The following is a 1,652-nucleotide window of genomic DNA, read 5'->3' as shown; positions in this document are numbered from 1 at the left end:
TCGATGCTATAAAACATAGCTAATAAGTGTTTAAACGAAAGTTTTGTGTATATTTAGAGAGTCCGCCAAATTTTTAATTTGGCTTTTAAAAAGAGAAAATTAAAAACAAAATATAAAAATTCGGCTCTGTGCTAGACTGAAAAGTTAGTGTCTTTTTACACACTACGTTTCATACACAAGTCCGTTGTATGCCATTTAAAAAAATAATGACAGATAAAAAAAACATAATTGAAAAATTCTTGATTTGGTATAAAAAATTCCAAGTTAGTAAATCGCCACAAATGAATTTAGTTTGGGGATTTTTTCTTTACACGTTAGTAGGTTTTGGACTATTATCTATTCCACTATTTCACAAAACCAATGTCGGAATTCTTGATAATCTTTTTATATCTACTTCAGCTATTTCTACAACAGGCCTGGTTACCGTTAGTGTATTTGATTCGTACAATATTTTTGGACAATTTATTGTAATGGGTTTATTCCAAATTGGTGGAATTGGATATATGACTTTGACAACTTATTACCTATTATTTACAACTAAAAGAATAACTCATTGGCACAACAAATTAATAGGCGCAGAATTTACTCTTCCTAAAACAATAAAAATCAAAGACTTCATTAAAAGCGTAGTGATTTTCACTGTTATAATGGAAACTTTAGGTGCGATTTGCTTCTATATTGCATTTAAACAAACTGGGATGGAAACATTTAAAGCTTTATGGTTTTCAATATTTCACAGTGTTTCAGCATTTTGCACAGCAGGATTTGGCTTGTTTAATAATAGTTTTGAGGATTTTAATGACAACAATTTCATAAACACAATCATATCTGTACTAGCTATTGCAGGGTCTCTAGGCTTCATCGTAATAACTGATTTGTGGTATAGAATAAGACGAAAATCAAAAAGTCTTTCATTCACGACTAAGATTGTAATCAATGGGTTTATTTTTCTTTTGTTTTTAGGCACTTGCCTTGTTTACATAACAGAGCCAAGCATTCAAATCTCTGATTCTAAATTGTCTGAATCATTTTTTCAAGCTATGACTGCTATGACAACTGTTGGGTTTAATACTATTCCAACCAGTGGATTAAGTTTACCAATCTTATTATTCGTCACATTCTTGATGTATATAGGTGCCTCGCCCTCAGGAACAGCTGGTGGTTTAAAAATAACAACTCTCACAGCAATGATTTCGGTACTTAAAAGTAGGTTGTTCGGACAAAAGCGAATTTCGTTTTTAGGACGCCTTATCCCATTTGAACGTCTTTATGTTGCGACTTCAACATTCATTCTCTACACGAGTATAATTTTTCTTTTTACTTTTCTTTTGACTTACACCGAGCAATTTGAATTTGAAAGAATCTTATTTGAAGTAGCTTCTGCTTTAGGAACAGTTGGACTTAGCACTGGAATAACAGGAGGTTTAACTGAAATTGGAAAAGTCTTAGTTATAATTTTAATGTTTGTTGGTCGTGTTGGTGTTTTAACCTTTGGATTCGCCTTATTAAAAAGGAAAAAAGAAGATAATGATGTGCAAATAGAGGATGACTTAGCAGTTTAAAAAAACGGCATACAACAATGGTAACCGTTGCACAAGTCCGTAATTTTAGTAAAAACGACTGATTCTAAGCCTCTCTATGGAAACTTATTT

General features: G+C 31.8%; 1 protein-coding gene. It reads left to right on the top strand.

The genetic code is table 11. From position 1 onward, the window contains the following. Positions 1-206: 206 nt before the first annotated feature. Positions 207-1,562 carry a potassium transporter TrkG gene (locus Q1A60_RS21440; RefSeq protein WP_300008493.1) on the top strand — a complete coding sequence of 452 codons (1,356 nt, stop codon included), beginning with the start codon at positions 207-209 and terminating at the stop codon, positions 1,560-1,562. The last annotated feature ends 90 nt before the right edge of the window (positions 1,563-1,652 follow it).

It is taken from the genome of uncultured Dokdonia sp. (assembly GCF_947492535.1).
In the GTDB taxonomy this organism is placed as follows: domain Bacteria; phylum Bacteroidota; class Bacteroidia; order Flavobacteriales; family Flavobacteriaceae; genus Dokdonia.
This window is presented reverse-complemented; position numbering and strand designations above follow the sequence as displayed.